This window comes from Nonomuraea sp. NPDC023979, assembly GCF_040639085.1.
Lineage (GTDB): Bacteria > Actinomycetota > Actinomycetes > Streptosporangiales > Streptosporangiaceae > Nonomuraea > Nonomuraea ceibae.
This window is the reverse complement of the sequence record NZ_JBEZZG010000030.1, coordinates 28,673-47,209: the sequence shown is the minus strand read 5'-3', so window position 1 is coordinate 47,209 and position 18,537 is coordinate 28,673. Positions and strand designations below refer to the sequence as shown.

General features: G+C 72.2%; 18 protein-coding genes. 10 read left to right on the top strand and 8 right to left on the bottom strand.

Annotated elements, in window-relative coordinates; translation table 11 throughout:
• Nucleotides 1-70: 70 nt before the first annotated feature.
• Complete coding sequence (locus AB0G11_RS37105; protein WP_357591353.1) at nucleotides 71-1,576, top strand: succinic semialdehyde dehydrogenase; 1,506 nt, start codon at nucleotides 71-73, stop codon at nucleotides 1,574-1,576.
• Between the two features lie 82 nt (nucleotides 1,577-1,658).
• Nucleotides 1,659-2,117, top strand: coding sequence for a hypothetical protein (locus tag AB0G11_RS37100; protein ID WP_357591351.1), 459 nt, complete (start codon nucleotides 1,659-1,661; stop codon nucleotides 2,115-2,117).
• A 1-nt stretch (nucleotide 2,118) separates the two neighbouring features.
• On the opposite strand, the gene AB0G11_RS37095 is transcribed toward AB0G11_RS37100, so the two are convergent.
• On the bottom strand, nucleotides 2,119-3,468 hold the full coding sequence (locus tag AB0G11_RS37095; protein ID WP_357591349.1) for a pyridoxal-dependent decarboxylase: 1,350 nt from the start codon (nucleotides 3,466-3,468) through the stop codon (nucleotides 2,119-2,121).
• A 64-nt stretch (nucleotides 3,469-3,532) separates the two neighbouring features.
• Between AB0G11_RS37095 and AB0G11_RS37090 the strand changes: the two genes are divergently transcribed.
• Nucleotides 3,533-4,006 (top strand): Lrp/AsnC family transcriptional regulator, encoded by a 474-nt coding sequence (locus AB0G11_RS37090; protein ID WP_219500543.1) that lies wholly within the window; start codon nucleotides 3,533-3,535, stop codon nucleotides 4,004-4,006.
• A gap of 11 nt (nucleotides 4,007-4,017) precedes the next feature.
• Nucleotides 4,018-4,764 carry an N-acetyltransferase gene (locus tag AB0G11_RS37085; protein WP_219500545.1) on the top strand — a complete coding sequence of 249 codons (747 nt, stop codon included), beginning with the start codon at nucleotides 4,018-4,020 and terminating at the stop codon, nucleotides 4,762-4,764.
• Here the strand turns inward: AB0G11_RS37085 and AB0G11_RS37080 are convergent.
• On the bottom strand, nucleotides 4,745-5,761 hold the full coding sequence (locus AB0G11_RS37080; protein WP_357591347.1) for a pyridoxal-phosphate dependent enzyme: 1,017 nt from the start codon (nucleotides 5,759-5,761) through the stop codon (nucleotides 4,745-4,747). The genes AB0G11_RS37085 and AB0G11_RS37080 overlap by 20 nt on opposite strands.
• 44 nt (nucleotides 5,762-5,805) lie before the next feature.
• Here AB0G11_RS37080 and AB0G11_RS37075 point away from each other — a divergent pair, with 44 nt between their 5' ends.
• Both AB0G11_RS37075 and guaA read left to right on the top strand, forming a co-directional pair.
• Nucleotides 5,806-7,299, top strand: coding sequence for a DUF885 family protein (locus AB0G11_RS37075; RefSeq protein ID WP_357591345.1), 1,494 nt, complete (start codon nucleotides 5,806-5,808; stop codon nucleotides 7,297-7,299).
• A 54-nt stretch (nucleotides 7,300-7,353) separates the two neighbouring features.
• On the top strand, nucleotides 7,354-8,901 hold the full coding sequence (guaA, locus tag AB0G11_RS37070; RefSeq protein WP_357591343.1) for a glutamine-hydrolyzing GMP synthase: 1,548 nt from the start codon (nucleotides 7,354-7,356) through the stop codon (nucleotides 8,899-8,901).
• A 73-nt stretch (nucleotides 8,902-8,974) separates the two neighbouring features.
• Here guaA and AB0G11_RS37065 read toward each other — a convergent pair whose 3' ends face one another.
• Nucleotides 8,975-9,250 carry a DUF1905 domain-containing protein gene (locus AB0G11_RS37065; RefSeq protein ID WP_219500551.1) on the bottom strand — a complete coding sequence of 92 codons (276 nt, stop codon included), beginning with the start codon at nucleotides 9,248-9,250 and terminating at the stop codon, nucleotides 8,975-8,977.
• A complete protein-coding gene (locus AB0G11_RS37060) occupies nucleotides 9,247-9,618 on the bottom strand; it encodes a VOC family protein (RefSeq protein ID WP_357591341.1) in 372 nt (123 codons plus the stop codon). Before AB0G11_RS37060 ends, AB0G11_RS37065 begins: the two co-directional genes overlap by 4 nt.
• Before the next feature lie 192 nt (nucleotides 9,619-9,810).
• Here AB0G11_RS37060 and AB0G11_RS37055 point away from each other — a divergent pair, with 192 nt between their 5' ends.
• Together AB0G11_RS37055 and AB0G11_RS37050 are read left to right on the top strand one after the other, a co-directional pair.
• Nucleotides 9,811-10,941 carry a hypothetical protein gene (locus AB0G11_RS37055; protein ID WP_357591339.1) on the top strand — a complete coding sequence of 377 codons (1,131 nt, stop codon included), beginning with the start codon at nucleotides 9,811-9,813 and terminating at the stop codon, nucleotides 10,939-10,941.
• Nucleotides 10,938-11,663 (top strand): PIG-L family deacetylase, encoded by a 726-nt coding sequence (locus AB0G11_RS37050; protein WP_357591337.1) that lies wholly within the window; start codon nucleotides 10,938-10,940, stop codon nucleotides 11,661-11,663. Before AB0G11_RS37055 ends, AB0G11_RS37050 begins: the two co-directional genes overlap by 4 nt.
• Before the next feature lie 50 nt (nucleotides 11,664-11,713).
• Here the strand turns inward: AB0G11_RS37050 and AB0G11_RS37045 are convergent, their stop codons facing one another.
• Nucleotides 11,714-14,146: a collagenase gene (locus AB0G11_RS37045; protein ID WP_357591335.1), complete on the bottom strand. Its 2,433-nt coding sequence runs from the start codon at nucleotides 14,144-14,146 to the stop codon at nucleotides 11,714-11,716.
• A gap of 115 nt (nucleotides 14,147-14,261) precedes the next feature.
• On the opposite strand from AB0G11_RS37045, the gene AB0G11_RS37040 reads away from it, so the two are divergent.
• A complete protein-coding gene (locus AB0G11_RS37040) occupies nucleotides 14,262-15,218 on the top strand; it encodes a LysR family transcriptional regulator (RefSeq protein WP_357591333.1) in 957 nt (318 codons plus the stop codon).
• 53 nt (nucleotides 15,219-15,271) lie between these two features.
• Complete coding sequence (locus AB0G11_RS37035; RefSeq protein ID WP_219500563.1) at nucleotides 15,272-15,883, top strand: TetR/AcrR family transcriptional regulator; 612 nt, start codon at nucleotides 15,272-15,274, stop codon at nucleotides 15,881-15,883.
• Here AB0G11_RS37035 and AB0G11_RS37030 read toward each other — a convergent pair.
• From AB0G11_RS37030 to AB0G11_RS37020, 3 genes are read right to left on the bottom strand one after another with little or no spacing between them, the layout of a single operon-like run.
• Nucleotides 15,871-16,551 carry a polysaccharide deacetylase family protein gene (locus AB0G11_RS37030; RefSeq protein WP_357591332.1) on the bottom strand — a complete coding sequence of 227 codons (681 nt, stop codon included), beginning with the start codon at nucleotides 16,549-16,551 and terminating at the stop codon, nucleotides 15,871-15,873. The two genes, AB0G11_RS37035 and AB0G11_RS37030, sit on opposite strands and share 13 nt — an antisense overlap.
• A gap of 22 nt (nucleotides 16,552-16,573) precedes the next feature.
• Complete coding sequence (locus AB0G11_RS37025) at nucleotides 16,574-17,281, bottom strand: class I SAM-dependent methyltransferase (RefSeq protein ID WP_357591330.1); 708 nt, start codon at nucleotides 17,279-17,281, stop codon at nucleotides 16,574-16,576.
• Between the two features lie 6 nt (nucleotides 17,282-17,287).
• Nucleotides 17,288-18,496: a glycosyltransferase gene (locus AB0G11_RS37020; RefSeq protein WP_357591328.1), complete on the bottom strand. Its 1,209-nt coding sequence runs from the start codon at nucleotides 18,494-18,496 to the stop codon at nucleotides 17,288-17,290.
• Between the last annotated feature and the right edge of the window lie 41 nt (nucleotides 18,497-18,537).

Sequence of the window (18,537 nt, the reverse complement as noted above, 5' to 3'; positions counted from 1 at the left end):
ACGAATTCTGTCCCAGGTCAGGAGAGGGCAAAAACTACCCGCCGGTAGGTTCACCGAATATCCTTTCGCCATGCACCTGACGACCAGCGGCGGCACCCAGCGGATCACTGCCCCCTTCACCGGTGAGACCCTCGCCGAGCTGAGCCTGTCCGGCGCCGACGACGTGCGCGAGGCGTACCGGCGGGCCAGGGAGGCGCAGGCGGAGTGGGCCGCGCGGCCGGTCGCCGAGCGGGCGCGGCCGTTCCTGCTGCTGCATGACGCCCTGCTGGACCGGCGCGACGAGATCCTCGACCTGCTCCAGGACGAGACCGGCAAGGCCCGCAAGCACGCCTTCGAGGAGGTGCTCGACGTCGCCGGCTGCACGCTCTACTACGCGCGCCGCGCCGCCGGGCTGCTCGCGCCGCAGCGGCGCAAAGGCATCTTCCCCGTCGCGACGAGGGTCGCCGAGCTGCGCCGGCCCAAGGGCGTGGTCGCGCTGATCACCCCGTGGAACTACCCGCTGGCCCTCGGCGTCACCGACGCGGTGCCCGCGCTGCTGGCCGGCAACGCGCTGGTGCACAAGCCCGACACGCAGACCGCGCTGTCCACCCGGTGGGCCGTCGACCTGCTCGTGGAGCTCGGCATGCCGCGCGAGATCTGGCAGATCGTGCTCGGCGAGCCCGACGTCATCGGTGACGCGCTGTTCGACGGCGCCGACTACGTGGCCTTCACCGGCTCCACGCGCGGCGGCAGGAAGGTCGCCGAGGAGGCGGCCAAGCGGCTCATCGGCTGCTCGCTGGAGCTCGGCGGCAAGAACCCGATGGTGGTCCTCGACGACGCCGACCTGGACCAGGCCGTGCTGGGCGCGGTGCGGGCGAGCTTCGCCAACGCCGGGCAGTTCTGCATGTCGATCGAGCGGATCTACGTGCCCTCGTCCATGTTCGAGGCGTTCGCCTCCCGGTTCGCCCGGCAGGTCGGCAACCTGAAGGTGGGGCCGGGGCGCGACTGGTCGGTCCAGATGGGCTCGCTCACCTTCCGGCGGCAGCTCGACGCGGTCGCCGCGCACGTCGACGACGCGGTGGCGCGCGGCGCGACCGTGCTGGCCGGCGGCCGGGCCAGGCCCGACCTCGGGCCGCTGTTCTACGAGCCGACCGTGCTGACCGGCGTCACCGAGGACATGGAGCTGTGCCGCAACGAGACGTTCGGCCCGGTGGTCGCGCTCTACCCGTACGACACCGAGGACCAGGCGGTCGAGCTGGCCAACGACACCGTCTACGGGCTGAACGCCGCCGTGTGGACCGGCGACCCGGCGCGCGGCCGCGCGTTCGCCGCCCGCCTCGACGCGGGCACGGTCAACATCAACGAGGGGTACGGGGCCGCGTACGCCTCCTATGACGCGCCGATGGGCGGGATGAAGGCGTCCGGCCTGGGGCGCAGGCACGGGGCCGAGGGGCTGCTGCGCTACACCGAGGCGCAGACCGTGGCCTCGCAGGCGAGCTGGCTGGGGTTCGAGCCGCCGTTCGACCTGACGTACGAGAAGTGGTCCGAGGTGCTGGTGACGACGCTCAAGACGATGAAGCGGCTGCGGCTGAAGTGAGTTTGACGGGGGCAGTCGGCGTTTGTTAACCCTGGAAGAGTCTTTTGACTCTTTTGGGGGATTCATGGTGTTCAAAAGAACGATGACCGCTTCGCTCGCGGGGGTGGCCGTCCTGGCGCTGCACCTGGCCACGCCCACGGCGGCCGGCGCGGCGGCGTACGGCTGCAGCGGCACGCTCGTCGGGAGCTGGAAGGTGCCGATGAAGGACGCGCTCGACGGCTCCACCTACTACCGCAGCGACGTCAAGCTTTACTACAACGCGAGCACGGGGTGGAACTGCGCGGCCCTGGTCAAGCGCAAGGGCGCCCGCTACGGCGAGAAGACGCCCATGTGGCTGGAGATGTACAACTCCCGCTGGGCCGAGGACAACTGGAAGAACAACTACGACGAGGACCAGGGCCGCTTCAAGTACTACGCGGGCCCGGTCAAGGTCTACGGCAAGAACCTGTGCGTGAGCATCCGCGCCCGCCACGGCGACCACACCGGCCCCGGCACCGACTACAACGGCAGGCTCGACCTGACCGGCGTCGCCTGCCGCTGACTCACAGGGCCGCTATCTCGTCCAGCAGCGCCACGAGCGCGCGGTCGTCCGTCGCCGGGGACATCACGGTGATCCTCAGGTGGCGGACGCCGTCCAGCTCGGTGGAGCTCAGGTGGAAGGAGCCGCCGCGCATCAGCCGCTCCCGGATCGCCGCCTGGTCGCCGTCGCCGTGGCGGAAACAGACGATGTTGCTCTGCGGCTCGTACGGCGCCGTGAAGCCGGGCCGGTCGCGGGCCAGCTCCCAGAACCGGTGCGCGGTGTCGTACCGCCCGGCCACGTACTCGCCCAGGCCGCGCTCGCCGCGCCAGGCCAGGTTCAGGAAGATCTTCAGCCCGAGCTCGGCCTTGGTGCACTCGACCGTGCGGGTGATGAGGTCGAAGCCCTGGTCGCCGTAGAAGAGGTAGCTGGCCTCCTGCTTGAAGGCGGCGTCCAGATCGGCCTCGCGCCGCACCAGCACGGCGGCGGCCAGTGACGAGGTGCGCAGCATCTTGTGCGCGTCCCAGACGGCCGAGTCGGCCAGCTCGATCCCGTCGAGCAGGTGCGCGTGGCGGTCCGACAGCAGGGCCGAGGCGCCGTGCGCCGCGTCCACGTGGAACCAGACGCCGCGCTCGCGGCACCAGGCGCCGATGGCGCGCAGGTCGTCGTACAGGCCGGTGCCGGTGGCGCAGGCCGACGCGACCAGGGCCATCACCCTCTTCCCCGAGAGGTCGGGCAGCTTGGCGGGGTCGATCCGCCCCAGCGCGTCCGTCTCCAGCGGGACCAGCGCCCGCTGCCCCAGCCCGAGGATCGACGCCGCCCGCGCGATCGAGTAGTGCGCCGCCGGCGGGGCCAGGATCACCAGGTCGCACGGCACGCCGTCGTCCCAGGCGTCCGGCACCGCCCGCGCCCGCGCCGCCAGCAGCGCGGTCAGGTTCGCCAGCGAGCCGCCGTGCGTCAGCACGCCGCCGCCCGCCGGGAAGCCCACCTTGCCCAGCATCCAGCGCAGCACCTCGAACTCCACCGTGGCCGCCGCCGCGCCCATCTCGTAGACGGCCATCGGGTTGTTCGTGGCGCCGTGCACGAAGTCGGCGAGCGCGGCCGGGAAGTCCGGCGAGGCGACCTGATGGGCGAGAAAGCCGGGATGGTGAAGCCTGGTGCCCTCCTCCAGGAACGTCCGCAGGAAGCCCCGGTAGGCGTCGGGCGTCAGGCCGCCCTTCGCGATCAGGTCCCGCAGGCCCAGCCGCTCGGCCAGCTCGCGTGGCGGCGTGCGCCGCAGCACCGGGGCCTCGCCCCGCTGGCTCACGTCGACGTACGCGGCCAGCTCGCCGACCGTGATGCCGGCTGCTTCGGTGAACTCCTCAATGTTCCACATATTTCGGGATATTGATGACTTCGTCGGTCTGCGGCTAGCCTGACCGAATCGAAGGGCGATATCCATGCAGAACGCCGAACTGGATACGGTCGATCTGGCGATTCTCGCCGAACTGCAGAGGGACGCGCGGCTGCCCAACAAGGATCTGGCCGCGCGGCTCGGCGTCGCGCCCTCCACCGCGCTCGAACGGGTCCGCTCGCTGCGCCGCCGGGGCATCATCACCGGGTTCCGCGCCTCGGTCGACACCGCCAGGCTCGGCCGCCCGCTCCAGGCGCTGCTCGCGCTGCGGGTGCGCCCGCACACCAGCCAGCTCGTGGACCCGTTGCGCTCGTTCGTGCTCGGCCTGCCGGAGACGATCACGCTCTTCCACGTGGCGGGCGCGGAGGACTTCCTGGTGCACGTGGCCGTGGCCGACGCCGACCACCTGCACCGGCTCTGCCTGGAACGGTTCCTGATCCGGCCGGAAATCGTCCACCTGCACACCACGCTGATCTTCAAGGCCGAGCATCAGCCGATCCAGCGGCCGTCCGATATGTAACATTCATCCCCATGACCCTCCGGATCACGACGCTGGCCGAGCGTCCCGAGTTCGCCGAGTCGCTGTGGAACATGGACAGCTCCTGGCAGGAGTTCGTGCTGAACGACCCCATCGCGGACCTCTACTACGGGATCTGCGTGCGCGCCTACCCGGACTACGTCCTGGTGGCCGACAGCGACGAGGAGCCGGGGCGGCTGGCGGCGCGGGGCTGCATGGTGCCGTTCGCGCTCGGCGAGTCCGCCGAGCTGCCCGACGACGGCTGGGACGGCGTGATCCGGCGCGCCTGGCTGGGCCGCGAGCGCGGCACGACGCCCACCCGGATCTCCGCCCTGGAGATCACCGTCCGCAGCGACCTGCTCGGCACCGGCCTGTCCCCGCGCATGGTCGCCGCCATGCGCAGGCACGCCGCCGAACGCGGCTTCACCGAGCTCGTCGCCCCCGTCCGGCCCAACCGGAAGCACCTCGAACCGCACACCCCCATGTCCGAGTACGCCTTCCGCACCCGCCCCGACGGCCTCCCGTACGACGCCTGGCTGCGTGTCCACGTACGCGCGGGCGGGAAGATCGTCAAGGTGGCGCCGCGCTCGATGGTCGTCCCGGGCACGCTCGCCGAGTGGCGCGGCTGGACCGGCCTGCCGTTCGACCGCACCGGCGCGATCGAGGTCCCCGGCGCGCTGAGCCCCGTCCACTGCGTCGTGGAGCAGGACTACGCCGTCTACGTCGAGCCGAACGTCTGGGTCAGCCACCCATTGGGGTGAGTCCCGTACGGTCGCGCAGGCGCTCCTCGAAGCCCCGGACGTCCAGGCCCTTGGCGGCGGCCCACCCGTCGTCATGAAACGTCGCCAGATGCCGCTCCCGGGCGTCGCCGAGCACCGACACCACCGTCCCGCTCTCGCCCCGCCCGCGCATCCGCTCCGCCAGCTCCAGCGCCGCCCACAGCGCCGTGCCCGACGACCCGCCCACCGGCAGCCCGGTCACCTCGCGGATGAGCCGCGCCGCCGCCACGCTCGCCGCGTCGGGCACCGGGATGACCAGGTCGACGAGGTCGGGCCGGAACCCCGGCTCGATCCTGGGCCGCCCGATCCCCTCGATCCGCGACGGCATCCCGGTGGCGTAGTCGGGCACGTCCAGCGTCCATCCGGGGAAATAGGCGGAGTTCTCCGGATCCGCCACGGCCACCCGGGGCCCCTCGCCCCCGGCGCTCTCCCGGCGCACACGGCCCAGCGTCGCCGACGTCGCTCCCGTCCCGGCCCCCACCACCACCCAGTCCGGACGTACCTGGGCGCACAGCTCGATGGCGAGGTCATGCTCGGCGGCCCGCCCGAACTGGTCGAGGAAGTGCCCCGGCACCTCCCGCGCCACGTCGTAGATCGCCGCGGGCGGCGACACGAACCGGCACTCCCCGCCGAGCTCCTCCACCGGCCGCGCCCGCTCCTCCGACCGCTTCCCCGGCATGATCACCACGTACGGCAGCGCGAGCCGCCGGGCGAACCACGCCTGCGCCACGGCGGCGTTCCCGCCCGTGGCCTCCACCACGGTCGTCCCCCGGGTGATCAGCCCGTCGAGCACCCCCTGCCGGAACAGCGCACGGGCATGCCGGTGCCGCAGGCTCCCGGTCGGCTGCGCGGACTCGTCCTTGAGCAGCAGGCGGACCCCCGGCGCCCCGGCGGGGAACTCGATCAGCGGTGTGGGCGGCCCCGCCTGCAACAGGTCGAGTGCCCGGACATCCCAGCTCACGTCCACCATGTGCCCCATCGGCGGATGTTCATCCGGCTTGTCCTCCCTTATCCTCCCGAGGCATGACCGAACTCCAGCCCAGACTCCGCGCGATCACCGATCTGATCATGGCCGAAGCCCGGGAGGCCGGCGGCAGGCACGAGTACGACGGCGCCGTCCAGGACCTGTCGCCCGAGGGCGTCCGAACCGGGCTGGCGCGCCTCGGCCAGGGCGACGCCCCCGCCGACCCGTACGACGCGCGGCACCTGGGCGTGTTCGAGGAGAGCCTGCGCGTCCAGCTCGGCGAGCTGGAGCTGCACCGCAAGAACCCGCTCGTCCACCTGTCCAACCTCGACCTCGCCTGCTACGACCGCGACTACGCCCCCGAGGCCGAACGCGCCGCCGCCAGGGCCGCCCACCTCGCGCTGTGGCCCGAGGCCGTCTCCCACGCGATCGCCTCCCTCGACCAGGTCAGCGCCCCCGTCGCGCGCTCCCTGCTCGGCGCCGTCAAGGGCCTGGCCGCCGGCGTCACCCACGAGGCCGCCCTGAAGGCCCACGCCGACCTCGTCGCGCACGTCGAGCGCGCCGCCGGGACCGGCGACCCCGACGCCGCGCTCGGCGGCCCCGCCCTGGCCCGCCTGATGGGCGCCGCCGAGGGCCTGGACGTGGACCTGGGCAAGCTCGCCGAACGCGCCGACGCCGAACGCGACAGGCTGCTCGCCCGGCTCGCCGACGCCTGCGCCCGCCTCGGCCAGGCCGACCGCCCGCCGCTCGACGTCGTACGCGAGCTCGTCAAGCAGCACCCCGACGCCGACGGCGTGATCGAGGCGGCCAGGATCGGCACCGAGAAGGCGATAGCGTTCACCCGCGAGAAGGACCTCGTGCCCTACCACGACGGCGAGTGCCTGGTCGGCCTCGCGCCCGAGTCGCGCCGGTGGGCGATGGCGATGATGTCGTGGAACGCCCCCGGCGAGCCCGCGGGCCCCTCCTGGTACCACATCACCCCGCCCGACCCGTCCTGGCCGGCCCGGGACGCGGAGGAGTGGCTGGAGGTCTTCAGCGACACCACGCTGCCCGCCATCAACGTGCACGAGGTCGCGCCCGGCCACTTCTCCCACGGCCTGGCCCTGCGCGCCGCCGGCTCCGACGTCAGGCGGCTGCTGCAGTCGCTGTCGTTCATCGAGGGCTGGGCCCACTACGCCGAAGAGCTCTGCGTCGAGGAGGGTTTCGAGGCCGAGGACCCGCGCTTCGAGATCGGCGTCTGGGTGGAGGCGCTCATCCGCGTCACCCGGCTCGCCTGCGCGATCGGCGTGCACACCGGCGCCATGACCGTGGAGGACGCAGCCGCGCGCTTCGAGGCCGACACCCACCTCGCCGGGCCCGCCGCGCTGTCGGAGGCCCGCCGCGCCTCGTTCGACCCGACCTACGGCCGCTACACCTGGGGCAAGCTGGTCATCCTCGACCTGCGCGAGCGGGCGCGGCAGGAGTGGGGCGCCGCCTTCACGCTGCAGCGCTTCCACAAGGCGATGTTCGATCTCGGCTCGCCGCCGCTGGGCCTCCTCGACGCCATTCTCTGAGGCCGGGGCCGATACACTGGGATTACCGCATTCGCCTTTGGGGGGTCTCTTTCGGTGTCTGAATTCGACACGGTACTGGTCGTCGACTTCGGCGCGCAGTACGCGCAGCTCATCGCGAGGCGGGTGCGCGAGTGCCACGTCTACTCCGAGGTCGTCCCGTCGACGATGCCGGTCGAGGAGATGCTGGCCAAGAGGCCCAAGGCCATCATCCTGTCCGGCGGCCCCTCCTCGGTCTACGCCGAGAACGCCCCCGCCGTCCCCCACGGCCTGTTCGACACCGGGGTGCCGACGTTCGGCATCTGCTACGGGTTCCAGGCCATGGCCCAGGCGCTCGGCGGCGAGGTGGCGCGCACCGGCGTGGCCGAGTACGGCGGCACCGCCCTCGACGTCCTCGACGAAGGCGTCATCTTCGCGGGCCTGCCGGCCACCCAGCAGGTCTGGATGTCCCACGGCGACAGCGTCGCGGCGGCCCCCGACGGCTTCGCCGTGACCGCCTCGACCAGCGAGACCCCGGTGGCCGCGTTCGAAAACCCCGAGCGCGGCCTCTACGGCGTCCAGTTCCACCCCGAGGTGCTCCACTCCGAGCACGGCCAGGCCGTGCTCAAGCACTTCCTCGACGCGGCGGGCTGCCGCCCCACCTGGACGATGCTCAACATCGTCGAAGACTCCGTCGAAGCCGTGCGCCGGCAGGTCGGCGACGGCCGCGCCATCTGCGCCCTGTCCGGCGGCGTCGACTCCGCCGTGGCCGCCGCGCTCGTCCAGCGCGCCATCGGCGACCGCCTCACCTGCGTCTTCGTCGACCACGGCCTGCTGCGCAAGGGCGAGGCCGAGCAGGTCGAGCGCGACTTCGTCGCCGCCACCGGCGTCAACCTGCGCGTCGTCGACGCCGCCGACCGCTTCCTCAAGGCCCTCGAAGGCGTCAGCGACCCCGAGGAGAAGCGCAAGATCATCGGCCGCGAGTTCATCCGCGTCTTCGAGGACGAGCAGCGCGCCATCATGGCCGACGGCCCCGTCGAATTCCTCGTCCAGGGCACCCTCTACCCCGACGTCGTCGAGTCCGGCGGCGGCACCGGCACCGCCAACATCAAGTCCCACCACAACGTCGGCGGCCTGCCGGAAGACCTCCAGTTCACGCTCGTCGAGCCGCTGCGCACCCTGTTCAAGGACGAGGTCCGCCGCGCCGGCGAAGAGCTCGGCCTGCCGGCCGCGATGGTCTGGCGCCAGCCGTTCCCCGGCCCCGGCCTCGCCATCCGCATCGTCGGCGAAGTCACCCGCGACCGCCTCGACCTGCTGCGCGAGGCCGACGCCATCGCCCGCGAGGAGCTGTCGCGCGCCGGGCTCGACCGGGAGATCTGGCAGTGCCCGGTCGTCCTGCTCGCCGACGTCCGCTCGGTCGGCGTCCAGGGCGACGGCCGCACCTACGGCCACCCGGTCGTCCTGCGACCGGTCACCTCCGAGGACGCGATGACCGCCGACTGGGCCCGGGTCCCGTACGACGTGCTGTCGCGCATCTCGACGCGCATCACCAACGAGGTCCGCGAGGTCAACCGGGTCGTCCTCGACGTGACGAGCAAGCCCCCGGGCACCATCGAGTGGGAGTAGCCACCTCCCGCTGAAAAGCCCGGTCCCCCGGGAGTCGGCAGGGCTCCCGGGGCTCGTCAGGTCGCCGGGGCGTTCACCGGAGTCGTTCCTCCAGGTGGACGGTGATGGTGTCGCCGGGCCCCTTGCCGAGCAGTTCGCGGAGGGCGGCCTTCACCGGCAGTTTGTGGGTGCCGTCGCCGAGGGCCATGAACGAGCTGCGGAACGGCTGCCCGTCGATGGTCCCGCGCACCTTGACGAGCCCGCGGGTGCCGAAGAACTCCGCTGACCCGGGCATCACCACGTACGTCCAGCCGCCCTCGTTCGGGCTCTTGAGCAGGGTGGCGGTGAATTCCTTGTCCAGGGTGGTCATCGGCCGGCCTCCTGTTCGACGATCTCGAGGCCGTTGCCGTCGGGGTCGCGCAGCGTGAACATGGCCGGGACGCCGGGCCAGCGCAGCAGTTCGCCCACGTCGGCGCCGTGCCCGGTCAGCTCCTGGTGCAGGGCCGCGGCGTCGGGGGTGGTGAGCCGGATGCCGGTCTCGACGCCGGGGGCGCCGCCGGGCAGGAGCGCGATGGTGGTCGCGGAGCCGGGCGGGGCCACCTCGATCCATCGGCCGCCGAGCTGCTCGACCGGCGCGTCCAGGCGCTTGTCCAGCCCCAGGGTGCCGACGTAGAAGTCCAGTGCCCGGTCCTGGTCGCTGACGGGGACGCCTACGGTGTGTATGCCGGTGATGCTCATGCGGGGCCTCCTGGCGTTTGGATTCGTCGGGTATGACTCGCGTGCGGGACAGAACTCATCGCTCGCCGCTTCCTTCACAGCGAGATCATCCCCACATAAGAGGATCTTTCGCTCAGCCCCCGCGACCCTTATGCTGCAACTGACAAGAATCTTTACAATAACGTCACCTCACCGGATCACGGGGGACCCGCCATGACACCGGTCGTCGCAGTGCTGCACTCCGAAGACGTCGCCCTGGATTTCCTGTCCGTCCTGACCCGTCACGCCGCCGACGACGTCCACGTGCTGATCGGCACGCAGGCCGAGCACGTCGTCCTGCCGGGCGGAACCCCGCTCGCCGAACGGCTGGCGCTGCTCGCGCCGTACGTGGACCCGGGCCGCAACACCGCCCCGCTCCCCACTCCGGACACGGTCGCGGACCGGCTGCGCGAGCTGCCGGAGCCGCAGGTGTGGACGCATTCGCCCGCCGACCACCGGGCCCGCCGGGCCCGCTATGGCAGGAGCGTCGTCCAGGCCGCCGGGACCGCCGCCTGCGCGGTCGGCGACAACCCGCACCTCCAGCTCGTCGCCGAGCGCGCCGAGGCGCTGGCCGGGGCCGAGGTCGCGGCCAAGGTCGGCTTCGTCGTCGCGCACGCCGGGGCGCTGCTCAACAGCCGGGTGCCCGACCGGCTCGTCACCACCGAACGGGTGCCCGCCGTCGAGCGGTTCGCCCGCCTGGAGCGGGAGCCGGCCGACCGGCTGTACGCGCTGACCGCCAGCCTGAGCGACGACGCCGCCCAGGTGACCGATCCGTGGGAGTTCGAGACCTCGGCGTACGAGGTCGCCCGGCTGGACGCGACCGCCGCGTGGGTCGCCCGCTGGTGGTTCCCTGGCGACGGCCCCCTGGTTGAAGTCGGGCCCTGCGAGGGAGCGCTCTCCCGGCGGCTGGCCGACAAGGGCTACACCGTGCACGCCGCCGAGCCGAACCCCGCCTTCCGCGCCCGCCTGGAGACCGTGCCGGGCGTCCTGGCCACGCCCGACGGCCTGGAGGAGCTGGCCAAGGCCGGCCCGTCCGGCGCGTACCTGCTGAGCGAGATGCTCTACTACGGCCAGGACCTCGACCTGCTGCACCGGCTGCCCACGGACCTGCTGCTGATCTCGCTGGCCGCCGAGCGGCTCAACGACACCGTGTGGCCGTGGGTGCGCGAGCAGTCGGAGTGGACCGTCGCCGAACGCTGCGAGCTGGCCGCGCCCGCGCTGGAGTTCGTCTGCGACGGCCGCGCCTACCTGCGCAAACGCGGCAGCCGCGGGCTGGTCCTGACGCGGGGCGGGAGGCGGGCATGAGCTTCCGGACGCTGGTGGTCTCCCCGCACTTCGACGACGCCGCGCTGTCCGTCGCGGGCGTGCTGGCCACGCTGCCGCGACCGGCCGCGATCGTCACCGTCTTCGGCGGACCGGCCGCCGAGGAGGGCGACGACCGGGGCCCGTCGGCGTGGGACCGGCTGTGCGGGTTCACCTCGACGGGCGAGGCCGTACGCGAGCGCCGCGCGGAGGACGCTCGCGCCTGCGCGGCGCTCGGCGTGGAGCAGATCGCGCTCGACCACCCCGACGCGCCCGCCGCGGGGACGTGGCTGGACGGCCTGGAGGACTGCCTGGCCGCGCACGCCGGGCCCACCACCCAGGTCCTGCTGCCGATGGGGATCGGCAACAGCGCCCACCTCCAGGTCCGCGACCAGGCGCTGAAGACGCTGGCGAGCACCGGCGGCCCGGCCCCGTGGATCTACGCCGACCTGCCGTACGCGTCGATCGTGCGCGAGTGGGGCACCGGGGCGGCGTCGCGGGCGCTCACCGAGCACCCGCGCGCCGGCGCGCCACTGCGCGCGCTGGAGTCGATCAGCCCGCACCGGGCCGAGCGGCTGGACGCGCAGGCGTGGGGCGCCAAACGGCGGGCCGTGCTCTGCTACGCCTCCCAGCTCGCGCCCCTGGCCAGCGAGTTCGGCGACATCCTGGCGGTGCCGGGCCCGCTCAACCACGAGCTGGTCTGGACTCTCAGCCCGACCGGCTGAACACGGCGACTCCCGGGACCGGACGGCCCCGGGAGTCAAGGTGAGGCCGGTCAGAAGTCCGTCGTCACCGCCGCGCCCGAGAACGCCTTGGCCCCGTACAGGCTGACGTAGTGGTAGCCGGGCGCCGGGTTGACGACCGTCAGCGTGTGCGCGTTGCCCGCGCCCGTCGCCCGCTGCGTGTAGGACGACGTGGTGGCCCAGGAGCTGCCGCTGTAATACAGGTCGGCATCACCGGTGCCGCCCGACGAGGTCAGGGTCAGCCTCGCCGTGCCCGCCGGCACGTACAGGTACAGATAGGCGTAGTTCCCCGCGGACGCCGACAGGCCGCTGCGCCGGCAGTCCTGGCCGAGCTGCCTCGGGTCCGTGCCGGTGCACTCCGCCGCCGCCGTGACCGTGACCTGCTTGCTCGTGGTGTCGGTGCGGCCGCCCTCGCCGGTGACCGTCAGGCTGACCGTGTACGTGCCCGCCGAGGCGTACGTGTGGGACGGGTTGGCCGACGTGGCCGAGCCGCCGTCGCCGAAGTCCCAGCGCCGGGCGGTGATCGTCCCGGTCGAGGTGTCGGTGAACGACGCCGTCAGCCCGCTCGCCGCGTACGTGAACCCCGCCGACGGCGTCGAGCCGCCGTTGCCGAGCGAGCCCAGCCAGGTGTTCCAGTCGGCGTCGTACCGGCTGCCGATCGTGCTGGTCAGGAACGTCCGCGCGGTGCTCCACGCGCCCGTCCGGTACGAGCCCAGCACGGTGGCCACGTCGGCCGGATGCCGCTCGAACATGTAGCGGACGGCCAGGTAGCCCCACCGGTACACGCGGGTCGAATCGTGCGAATAGGTGGTGTTCCACAGCGTCGACAGCCCGTACGTACGCTTGGCCGCCTCCGCGATCGCCGCGTCGTAGGCCAGGTTCCGGTACGAGTACGACACGTACTCGGCGAAGCCCTCGATCCACCAGATCGTCGGCGTGCTGACCCCGGCCGAGAAGTCGCCGTGCATGTTGAAGCGGCCGTCGAGGTAGTGGGTGTACTCGTGGTTGAGGTTCCAGATCTGGAAGTCGGGGCGCAGCCACTCGGCCTCGTAGGCGATGAACCGCGGCTGGTTGCCCGTCGCCGACGGGTCGCCCTCCAGGTACATGCCGCCGTTGTCGGTGTCGATGCCGAACATCGCGCCCGCGTACGTCTGGTAGTCGGCGCTGGAGTCGAACACCACGACCTCCAGCGTGGTGTTGCGGTCACCGGCGACCGGGCCGTTGTCGCGCGCCACGTCGTGGAAGAACGCGTCCTGCCCGGCCAGGCTGGAGCAGCTGCCGTCGAGCTGCGCGGAGGTCATCTGCTGGGCGCGGATCCTGATGCTGGGGCTGCAGGTGTGGGTGACGGGCAGCACCTCGGCCGCCAGCCGCTCCTGCAGGTCGCAGACGCCGTAGTAGGAGCAGTTCGACCCGTCGTAGAAGTCGGCCATCTCGGCGACGCCGACCCACAGGGGAGCGGTGGCGCCGGTGATGGAGCTGCGCGTGAGCAGGTCGCGCGCCAACGGCCGGACCGTGGCCCGCAGGTCGGCGTGCTGGAGGAACCGGGCCAGCTCGCGGCCCGCGTTCGAGGTCAGGTAGCCGTTGTCGGTGCCGAGCAGCGCCAGGTGGCGCGTCGCGAACGAGGTCAGCGTGTCGAGCACCCCGCGATCCGCCCGCACCGCCGCGACGAACGCCGGGAGCTGGTGCCCACGGAACAGCACGGTGTAGACGCTGTTGACCGCGTTCAGCATCGACCACGACCCGTCGTACGAGCTGTCGTAGTCGTTGAGCAGGCGCTCGACCACGTACAGGTAGCGGTCGTTCTCGGCGGCGCTGTCGATCAGCGTGACCGCCTCCGACAGCACGTCGCCGTTGGCGTCGCTGACCGTGCCCGATCGGGGGTTGCCGAAGAACGCGTCCAGACCGGCCTGGATGGCGGTCTTCAGCGTCTGGCCGTACGCGCCGACGTCGCCGGGGTAGTACCACTGGACGTAGTAGCCGGCCCGCAGGTAGAGCACGAGCTGGGCGGTGGCGGTGCTGTTGTCGCCGGGGTAGCTCGCGCCGCTGTCGCGCAGCGCGTACGCGACGCTGACCATCTGCGACTCGCGGAAGGCCAGGTTCGCGTCCCGGCCCGTCAGGCTGAACAGGGTGCCGACGCACTCGGTGGTGGACGCCTTGATCTGCTGGACGAGCGCGCTGCCGGTACGGCTGGTGAAGTCGCTCACCGAGCAGGCGGCGGCCTTGGCGGTCCTGGCGTCGGGGGCGGCGGGTTCGTCGTAGTCGCGCCGCAGCGCGTCCTTGGAGGCGGGGAGCGGGGCCCGGTCCTTGAGGGCCAGAGGCTCCTTGCGTACGTGGTCGTCGATCGTGGCCGCGGCAGCGGTCGCGGCGGGCGGCGGCTCGGCCGCGGCGGGTGGCGGCTCGGCCGCGGCCGGAGCCGCGACGGCGAAGGGCACGAGCAGGGCGGTTAACAGGAGCAGCTTGCGCACACGAACCTCCGGGGGGTATCCGCATGGATGCGAGGTCGGTCCGAGTGTGAAAGTCATCGGTCGAAGTGGGTCATACACCCGGGCATAAGTGTTGCGTATGCCCTAATTTCTGGTCATGGACCTCGACCTCAGGCACCTCCGGATGGTCTGTGCGATCGCCGAGACGGGCAGCGTGACCCGAGCCGCCGCCCGCCTCGGCCTGTCGCAGCCCGCCATGACCAATCAGCTCAGGAAGGTCGAGGAGAGCGTCGGGGGAGAGCTCTTCGTCCGCAGCCACGCCGGTGTCGAGCCGACGCCGCTGGGCCGCCAGGTCATCGCGCGGGCCAGAATCGTCCTGTCCGAAATCGACGCGCTCTTCGGCGACCTGCGCGACACCGGCGCCGCCACCGCCGGGCTCCAGCTCGGCTGCGTCCACCTGGCCTGCGTGGGCAGCGTCGTGGACCGGGTCACCGAGGCGCTGCCCGGCCGGCCCATCTCGCTGCGGATCGAGCCGTCCGCCGTCCTGCTCGCCGACGCCTTGGCCCACGGCAAGCTCGACGCCGCGCTCATGGGCATGATCGAGGGCTTCGACGTGCCGCTGACCGCGCCCGTCGTCACCCGGACACTCGTCCCGCGCTACCCGATCTTCGTCGCGCTGTCGGCGGAGCACCCGCTGGCCTCGCAGCCTGAGATCGACCTCGCCGACCTCAGGAACGAGCGCTGGATCAGCCCGCCCGGCGCCGACGACGGCTCGCTGGCCGCGCTGCGCGCCTCCTGCCGCGCCGCCGGGTTCGAGCCCGACGTCCGCTACGACGCCCCCAGCGGCGCGGGCCGCCCCCTGGTCGCGGCCGGGCACGGCATCCGTCTGGTCGACCCCACCTGGCCCGAGCCCGAAGGCACGGTCGTCCGCCCGCTGGCCGGTGAGCCCCAGGTCGCCCGCCTCATCCTGGCCTGGCGCCGCGACCGGCTCAGCGCCACTGCCGCGGCCGCCGTCTACCGGGGCCTGGCCCGCGCCTTCGAGGATCACGTGGAGGACAATCCGGCCTTCACCCGCTGGTGGCGCACCCACCCGGAAGTTCATCCCCTCCTCTGACCGATCTCACCAAGACGAGACGTACCGTCTCGCCAAGGTGGTAGCCTGACCCCATGCCCGAGTCCAAGAAGCCGAACCCCGCCCGCCGCAGCGAGCGCTCCCGGCAGGCGATCCTCCAGGCCGCCCGCGAGCTGATCTCCGAGCTGGGCTACGCCAAGGTCTCGATCGAGGCCATCGCGGCGCGGGCGGGCGTCGGCAAGCAGACCATCTACCGCTGGTGGCCGTCGAAGGGCGCCGTGGTCTTCGACTCCTTCCTGGCCCTCAGCCAGGACCCGGCCGGCGAGAACATGGCGCTGCCCGACACCGGCGACCTGGCGGCCGATCTCAAGCTCGTCATGCGGGCCACGGTCGCCGAGCTGGCCGACCCCGCCTTCGACGCGCCGATCCGGGCGCTCAACCAGGAGATCATCGGCGACCCCGGCCTCGCCGCCCAGTATCGGGAGAAACTCGCCCACCCCGTGGACGAGATCAAGAAGGAACGGCTCCGCAGCGCCCAGCGGGCCGGCCAGCTCGATGCCGACGCCGACCTCGACCTGGTGCTGGAGATCCTCTACGCCCCCCTGTATCACCGCTGGCTGCACCGCTCCGGCCCGCTGACGGACGACTACGCCGACGCCCTCGTCGAGGCCACGCTGCGCGCCTTCGCCCCGGGTCAGGACGGGTAGCTGGCGCCCGGCTCCGGCTTCTTGCCGCGCAGCAGCGCCGGCACCGTGACCAGGTGGTAGCCGCGCTTCTTCAGCTCCTTGACGATCCCCGGCATGGCCTTGACCGTCGCCGGGACCGTGTCGTGCATGAGGATCACGCCGTCGCGCCTGGCCAGCCGGAGCACCGCGGCCTTGATCTTCCTGGCGTCGCGCAGGTCCCAGTCGAGGGTGGTGCCGGTCCACATCACCTGCGCCAGGTCGTGCTGGGAGGCCAGGTGGAGCACCCGGTCGTCGGTGTGCCCGTAGGGCGGCCGGAACATCGACGGCGCCCGGCCGGTGGCCTTCTCGATGGCCTCCTGGGTGGCGCCGAGCTCGTCGAGGACGTCGTCGTCGAACAGCGTCGGCAGCGACGGGTGCGAGTAGGTGTGGTTGCCGATCGCGTGACCCTCTCGGGCGGTGCGCCTGGCGATGGCCGGACGCTCCTCCACCTTGTTGCCGACCAGGAAGAACGTGGCCTTGACCCGTTCCTTCTTGAGCAGGTCGAGCAGGGCCGGCGTGGTCTTGCCGGGCCCGTCGTCGAACGTGAGCGCCAGGCACTTGACCCTGGCACAGTCGATCTTCGCCTGTGAGGCGCCGGCGGGGGCGCCGGAGACCAGCAAGGAGACGGAGAGCAAGCCCTGGATCAGCACATGCTCCACTGTATCGCCGGGATCATCCGCCCAGCCGGGCCCGTAGGAACAGTGTTACGCCTTTGCATGATTTGACCGGTAGGTACCGTTCTGCGATCACGACCGCCGACAGCCCCGCGTTCACCAGGAACGGCAGCTTGCGCAGGTCGCTGCCCGTCGAGCCGCGCCGGTGCCGGGCGACCAGCGGGCGCAGCAGCACGTTCCAGCTCCACACCCGCTCCACCCGCAGCCCCGCCTTCTCCACGACGGTGGTCAGCGAGGCGCGGTCGTAGCGGCGCAGGTGCCCGACGGCGTCGTCGTGCTCCGACCACAGCGACATGTCGCACGGCACCGCGATCAGCGCGTGCCCGCCCGGCCGCAGCACCCGCGCCATCTGCTCGGTGACCAGGTAGTCCTCCTCGACGTGTTCGAGCACGTCGAACGCCGTCACCAGGTCGACGCTGGCCGACTCCACCGGAGGCCACCGGGCGTCGGCGACCATCGCCCGCAGCCCGCGCTGCCTGGCGACCTCCACGGCCTCCTCCGAGCAGTCGGCCGCGGTTGCGTCCCAGCCCTGCTCCACGAGCACGCGCGTGTTGCCGCCGCCCGCCGCGCCCAGGTCGAGCGCCCGCCCGGGACGGCCGTGGCGGGCCAGCCGCCGCAGCTCGGCGCGCAGGATCGCCCGCCGCTCCCGGTACCACCAGTGGGTCTGCTCCAGCGCGACGAGCTGCCGGATCTCGGTGACGTCCACAATGCATCAACTCCGTGTGCGGGCGAAAACCCAGCGGTCGAGGGCGATGAAACGCAACAGGGTGAGCACGCCGTAGGTGGCGACGACCGCGGCGACCTCGAACAGCCGCCCCGCCGCCGGGGCCAGCCCCACCACCACCGCGGTGGTGACGGCGTAGTTCGACAGGAACACCGCCGCCGCCCGCAGATGCATCCCGGTACGCTTGCCGCCCCGCCTGCCGAACGTCCAGCGGCGATTGGCCTCGGTGTTGACCACCCCGGTGAGCACGAGCGCCGCCAGGTTGCACAGCGCGGGCTCCAGCACCTCCCTGAGCGGCAGGTAGAGCAGCGCGTACAGGACCGAGGTGAACGCCCCGACGGCGGCGAACTTGACCAGCTTGGCCACCTTCGGCTCGGCCACCACGGCGTCCGGGTGAACGGGCGCGAGCTCGGCGGGCCCGGCCACGTCGACGGTGGCCCGCCCGGTGGACATCGACCAGGTCAGCCGGGCCAGCCCCTTCAGGTCGGCCACGGCCGTGCGGACCACCCGGACCCGCGAGTCCAGGTCCTCCACCCAGTCGACCGGCACCTCGTGCACGCGCAGCCCGTTGTGCTCGGCGAGCAGGAGCAGCTCGGTGTCGAAGAACCAGGCGTCGTCCTCGACCCGGTCCATCAGCGGCCTGATCACGTCGGCCCGCGCCGCCTTGAACCCGCACTGCGCGTCGCTGAACCGGGCCCCGAAGCCCACCCGCAGCAGCGCGTTGTAACCGCGCGAGATCACCTCCCGCTTGACCGAGCGGCGGGTGCGGGCGGTGTGCGCGAGCCGGGTGCCGATGGCGATCTCGGAGTGGCCGCTGGCCAGCGACGCCACCATCGGGAACAGCGCGCCGAGCCCGGTGGACAGGTCCACGTCCATGTACGCGACGATGTCGGCCGGGCTGTCACGCCAGGCCGCCTTCAGCGCCGCGCCCCGCCCGGCGATCTCCAGCCGCCTGGCGTGCACCCGGCTGTGCCCCGAGGCGAGCGCCTGGGCGATCTGCCAGGTGGCGTCGGTGCTGCCGTTGTCCACGATCGTGATGCGCCACGGCATCGGGAAGGAGTCGTCCAGGAACGCGGTGAGCGTGCGCACGCAGCCGGGCAGCGCGCGTTCCTCGTTGTAGACGGGAATGACGATGTCGACGGTCGCGAGCCGGGCGGGCGCGTCGACGACGGTGCCTGCGCGCAAGCGCGTGTCCATGGGTTCCCCTCGTCGCTGGTCCTGGGGAAAATGGTGGGCGG